This is a genomic window from Rhodoferax sp., from assembly GCF_044236835.1.
GTDB lineage: Bacteria > Pseudomonadota > Gammaproteobacteria > Burkholderiales > Burkholderiaceae_C > Allorhodoferax.
In genome coordinates this window covers 1-5,576 of record NZ_JBIIGC010000038.1, presented here as the reverse complement: position 1 = coordinate 5,576, position 5,576 = coordinate 1, and the positions used below count along the sequence as shown (strand labels likewise).

The 5,576-nt window shown below is 61.7% G+C and carries 5 protein-coding genes; all 5 read right to left on the bottom strand.

The window, feature by feature from the left end:
• Positions 1-243: 243 nt before the first annotated feature.
• Positions 244-531, bottom strand: a complete 288-nt coding sequence (locus ACILRC_RS15095) for a hypothetical protein (protein ID WP_395670193.1) — start codon at positions 529-531, stop codon at positions 244-246.
• Positions 532-536: 5 nt separating this feature from the next.
• The gene (locus ACILRC_RS15090) at positions 537-1,742 is read right to left on the bottom strand and encodes a geranylgeranyl diphosphate reductase (protein WP_395670192.1); all 1,206 of its coding nucleotides are present in this window, start codon (positions 1,740-1,742) and stop codon (positions 537-539) included.
• A gap of 10 nt (positions 1,743-1,752) precedes the next feature.
• Positions 1,753-3,129: a BCD family MFS transporter gene (locus tag ACILRC_RS15085; protein ID WP_395670191.1), complete on the bottom strand. Its 1,377-nt coding sequence runs from the start codon at positions 3,127-3,129 to the stop codon at positions 1,753-1,755.
• Complete coding sequence (chlG, locus tag ACILRC_RS15080; protein WP_395670190.1) at positions 3,126-4,013, bottom strand: chlorophyll synthase ChlG; 888 nt, start codon at positions 4,011-4,013, stop codon at positions 3,126-3,128. The genes ACILRC_RS15085 and chlG overlap by 4 nt, the downstream gene beginning before the upstream one ends.
• A gap of 80 nt (positions 4,014-4,093) precedes the next feature.
• On the bottom strand, positions 4,094-5,576 hold a 1,483-nt coding region (gene ppsR, locus ACILRC_RS15075; RefSeq protein ID WP_395670189.1), incomplete at its 5' end, for a transcriptional regulator PpsR.

The following is a 5,576-nucleotide window of genomic DNA, read 5'->3' as shown; positions in this document are numbered from 1 at the left end:
CGGCGCTGCGCATTGGTGAGGTGCCAGCCAAGGGTTCGGCGGAGTTTGAGATGGCGCAGAGTTCGGAGCAGCTCTTGGCCAAGGTAAGCAAGCTGGTGGTCACGCTAGAGGACAGCGTGGAGCCTCAACAGATAGGCAGCCGCATTGTGTTCACGGGCAACTGCGCCAAACTTTGGTAAGCGTCCCTGTTGCGGGATGCGCTGGGCAAAGCGCTAGGCCCTTCATGTGACAGGCCATCGCGCATTACGGCAATGCTTTGCGGCGCGAGCGCAGCACCAAGTCGCTGACGTGGGCAACCCCGGCGGCGATCAGGCACAACGCAACACCCGGCCACAGGGCGGCAATCGACGCGCGCAAGGCCAGCATCAGCATAAGGCCCGATAGCAGGTTCAACGCATAGTCCCGGGGCGCCAAGCCTCTCCCAGTGGTTCGGTGCCACACCCAGAGCACTACGAGCTCCAGCAGGGTGAACCCTATCGCGACATTGACGATCCAACCAGATGCGTAGCCTTCCCACACGAACTGGGGCACGCTGCTCAGACCTTGGCCAGACCCAACAGGTGGGCCATGTCCTTGAAAAATATACGTACGTGCGCGAGCGGTTTTTTTCGGACGAGAGTTTTGTTCATGTAGGACTCGAAGGTGAGCTGCTGCACATCGCGGTCCTCGCAAATCTTGACAAAGCGTTCGCGGCGCTTCTCGCTTTGGTACCAAAACCACTGCATGATTCCAAGCACCGCAAACACGGTCCGGTGGGCTCTCATGAACCGCTTGCGCGCGAGCTTGAGGCTGCTGGGGTCGCCCGTGAGCAAGAGTTCGTGCACCGACTCCGCTGCTAGCTGACCACCGACCATAGCGTAGTAGATCCCTTCGCCCGATGCTGGGGCCACCACACCGGCAGCGTCTCCGGCCAACACCACATCGCGCCCGTTGTCCCACTTTTTTAAGGGTTTCATGGGCAGTGGGGCGCCCTCGCGGCGTAGCACTTCGGCATCGCCCAAGCCTGCAATGTGGCGCAGCTTGCCCACTGCAGCGCGCAAGGAAAAACCTTTGTCTGCACTGCCCGTACCTATGCTCAGTGTGTCGCCATGGGGAAACACCCAGCCGTAGAAGTCCGGCGAAAGCACGCCTTGGTAGTACACATCACAGCGGCTTGCGTCATAGCCTTGGGGTTTGACGGTAGGTGCTCTGACGATCTCATGGTAAGCAAAGACGTACTCAGTATCTTTGGCACCGGGAATGGTCTGGCGCGCCACCTGGGACTTGGCGCCGTCAGCACCGATGATGCTGCGTGCCCGCACCGACGCAGGTGACCCTTCAGCCCGGTGGTGGCGTTCCCTTGCAAGGTAGTGCACCACACACACACCGTCGGCATCGCGGGTGATCCGTTCAAAGCTTCCGATGCGCCGTACGGCTCCGGCGCTGGCCGCACGCTGGCGCAGCCACTCGTCAAACTCGGCACGGTCCACCATGCCCACAAAGCCGTTGTCGATTGGGATGTCCACCCGGTGGTTGCTGGGCGCGACCATGCGCGCGGACTTGGCACGCGCGACGAGCAAGTGGTCGGGAATTGCAAAGTCCTTGATCAACCGGGGCGGAATAGCGCCTCCGCAGGGTTTGATGCGGCCTGCACGGTCCAGCAGCAGCACGGTGTGTCCCTGTAGGGCAAGAGTGTGCGCCGCAGTGGCGCCAGCGGGGCCGCCGCCTACCACCACGACATCAAAGGTTTCGGTTGTTTGCATCAAGTGGTCCTCAGGTGGGTGCAGCAGCACGATCGTTGTTGTGTGGCAGGCTTGAAGAGTCCGTGCTGGCGAGGGCACGTTGTGGCGGACGGGGGGCAGCGATGCGCCATGCCATTGCGGCCGAGACCACGAAGAGCAGCGCCTCCAACGCGAAAACGCTCGCATAGGCACCGCCCGGTGACGCGATCAGTACATGCGCGAGGTCGCTTGCGGCAGTTCCCACTAACCCGCCAATTCCAAACGCAATCGCCTGCGCTGCGCCCCACAGCCCCATGCGCACACCCTCTCGGGACCCGCGGCCTTGGTTGGCAAGCTGCATCATGGAGCCGATGGCGCCAATGGAAAACGCTCCGTTGGCGACCCCAAGTACAAACACATTCGCATGGAGCGGCCAGTTGGCACCCAACACGCCACCGATGGTCAGGCCGACCATCGCAAGCGCAGAACCTATGCATCCACCCACCGTCCATCCGCGCAAGGACCCGACCACGCGCCATCGTGAACTCGAGCCAAGCCGCGCGCCCAGTAAGCCGGCACCGGCTACCAAGAGCATGCCCAATAAGACACCAGCATGTTGCACCCCCGAAAGTTGGGTGGACGCTCCTGGCGTGAAGCCAAACACCGATCCGGCAAAGGGCTCCAAGATGAGGTCTTGCGCGCTGTATGCCAGCATTGAAATGAACACGAACTGCGTAAAGTGGCGAGCCACCGGCTCAGCCCAGACTTCTTTGAGGGAGTCGACAAAGGCTGGTTTGGGCGGTTCTTGAGCCACGTCCTGAGACCGCGCATTGGGATCGCCCTCCAACCCCCAAACCGCAAACAGCGTTACCAACATCGCAAGGCAAGATACCCCGGCGGATACTGCCACCAAGCGCTCTGGCGAATAGGGTTCGAGCAGCTTGCCAGCCACGCCAGCGGTCATCGCAAAGCCCAGGATCATCATCATCCACACCAAGGTTGCGGCGGGGCCGCGGCGATGGGGCGCCACATTTTTGGCCAGCATCACCAAGAGCGAAGTTCCGCTGGCGCTGACACCTAAGCCGATCATGGTGAAAGCTAGGAACGCCAGCGCAATTGCGCCCGCGCGCTGGCTGTCCATCCAGGCAGTGGCCACGGCTGCAGTCACGCCGCCCAGCGCCAGCAACGCCATACCGCCCACAATCCAAGGGGTGCGCCTGCCGCCTACATCGGAGCCGTGGCCCATGCGAGGTCGCGCCATCTGCACCAAATAATGCAAGCCCACGAGGAGCCCCGGAAGCAACGCAGGCAAGGCCAGTTCGACCACCATCACGCGGTTGATCGTGGAAGTTGTCAGCACCACCACAGCCCCCAATGCCGCTTGAACCAGTCCCAGCCGCGCGATGCGCGCCCAACCGAAGTAGTTCATGTGGGGGCTCCTTGCAAGCTGTGCAGCGCAAATGCGCTCACCATCATTCCGGCAACAAACAATGGCACACCAAAGCCGCTGTACCACAGCGCGCGCTGGCGAACGCTTGCAAGAAAGTGGTCCATCATGACCAGTTGGAGCATCAGCAGAACGCTGACCGCTAATCCATGCCCGGGTCGGTCCCATACGAACAGCAGCAAGACCACGGCCAGTTGTGCCAAGCCCATCAACCAGCACGCCACGCCTGCGGCCCTCTGTTCCCCGAGTTGCACTGGCAGCGAGCGCACGCCCATCTGGCGGTCGCCTTGAACCGACTTGAAGTCGTTGAGCGTCATAATGCCGTGCGCACCGATGCTGTAAAGCAGCGCCAAGCCCAGTGAGCGCCGGTCTGGCATTGCGCCGCCCGCCATGATGGCTGCGCCAGTGGACCAGGCAATACCTTCGTAGCTCAAACCACAGGCCGCGTTGCCCCACCAGCCGTTGTTTTTGAGGCGCAGGGGCGGCGCGCTGTAGGCCCAGGCCAAACACAAGCCGATCACCGCAGCGCCAAAGCCCCAGGGCCCCAGGGCCAGCGCCACCAGCAAAGATACTGCGCTCCAAAGGATGGCCAGGTACAGGCCCCAACGACCAGGTATGCGCCCCGACGGAATCGGTCGGTGGGGCTCGTTGATCGCGTCCACGTGCCGGTCGAACCAATCATTCACCGCCTGGCTCGTTGCACACACCAGCGGACCCGCCAACACTACCCCCACGCAAACGAGCAGCCACTTTCCCTCCAAGGCCACCCCAGACGCCACCACGCCGCAGGCAAATGCCCACATCGGAGGGAACCAAGTGATAGGTTTGAACAGTTCGGCGACCGCGAACAGGGAGGGACGTGCCATGCGAGGTTTGTAACGTCTGACACACGTATGTGTCAATAGAAAGTTACACCCGCCGCCGCTTGCTGCGGCAACCGCCAAATTCAGTCTTCGGTTTCGTTTGAAAGGTCGCCCATGCCGAAGCGGCGCAGCTTGACGTACAAACTTTGCCTGGACAGGCCCAGCATCTCGGCGGCAGAGGCGCGGTTGTCGCCCGTCAGGTTCAGGGCGGCCTGAATGCACAGCTGCTCGATCAGGTCGGTGGTTTCGCGCACGATGTCCTTGAGCGGGACCCGACCGACCAGTTCGGTCATCTCGTCGGTCGAGCGTGGTAGTTCCTTGCTGGGCTTGGCCTCACTGCCCAGGCGCAGACCGATCTCCCGAATGGTGAAGCCCAGGCATTTTTGCTCGCCCGAGGTGACCGCCACCGCCGAGATCTCCACGTCAGCGACCGAGCCGTAGTCTCCCTTCATGCGCGTCGCAAACAGGCGCACCACATCACGCTGGCGCAAGTTAGAAATCAGCACGCTGAGGTCAACACCGGCTCGTCCCAGCCAGCGCTCCAAGGACTCGCCGCAGACCAGGGCCTCGTTGCTCACTTGCGTCAACTGCAAAAAGGCGCGGTTGGCAGTCAGGATGACGCCTGTCGTGTCGGTCACCACAAACGCATCCGGCGCGCTTTCCATTACATCTGCCAACAATTGGCGCGCGTTGCCCGCAGCATTACCCGCGTTGCTTTCCATATGGGTAAAGCGCAGCAGAAAGTGAGAAGTCTCTTCTTGGCGAAACATGGACACTGACAAGGTCATGTTCGGCCGGCCATCGGAGAAATGCACCTTGAGCGGGTTGGTGCGGCCGCTGGAGCGCAGGCCAGAAAAAAGCTGGCGCACAGATGCGTAGCTTGCGGGCGTCAGGGACTCGGCCATCGACCAGCCGGTGCGCACGATGTTTTCACCGAACAGCGCATGCGCGGCCGGGTTGCCTTCCTCCAGCTTTTCAGAGCTTGCGTCCATGATCAGCAGCGCTTCGGAAGTGACTTGAAACAGCAAGCGATAACGGGTCTCCGCATGCCGAAGCCGCCAAAAGTCGCGCTCCATGGAGGCCTGCGCCGCAACCAATTTTTGCTGCAAAGCGGCTTGTGGACGCAGGTCTCGGCCAAACGCCAGCGCGAGCGGTCGGCTGTTCGCTTTATCGGCTGAGGGGCTGTTCGCAGGAGGTACTGCCACCACCGAGAAAGAAAGCGGCAACTCGCTGCCGTCTTGCGCAGCGTGGTTCAGGTGGCGCCACCGAGCGCCTTTACCATTGCCCAGGTCACGCAACATGGCATCTACTTTGGGGCGGCTGTCCTTGGTGACTGTTTGTGCCCAAGCTTTACCCACCCAGTGCTGGTAGCCATGGCTGAGCAACTCCTCGCTGCCAAAGGCGGCGTCACGTATCACCCCGCCTTCGTCGATGACCAGCACCAGATCGGCTGCCGCAGAGATCAGGGACGCCGTGGTCTCGGCATCAAGCTCCGACAAAAAACGTGTTGCCTGTGCAAAACGCCCTGTTGTATGGCTCTCAGCGTTTTGCATGAGACGGTTCATT

Excerpts from the sequence above, each read along its gene's own strand:
- ACILRC_RS15090 (WP_395670192.1), bottom strand. The coding sequence starts at position 1,742 with ATGCAAACAACCGAAACCTTTGATGTCGTGGTGGTAGGCGGCGGCCCC.
- ACILRC_RS15085 (WP_395670191.1), bottom strand. The coding sequence starts at position 3,129 with ATGAACTACTTCGGTTGGGCGCGCATCGCGCGGCTGGGACTGGTTCAA.
- chlG (WP_395670190.1), bottom strand. The coding sequence starts at position 4,013 with ATGGCACGTCCCTCCCTGTTCGCGGTCGCCGAACTGTTCAAACCTATC.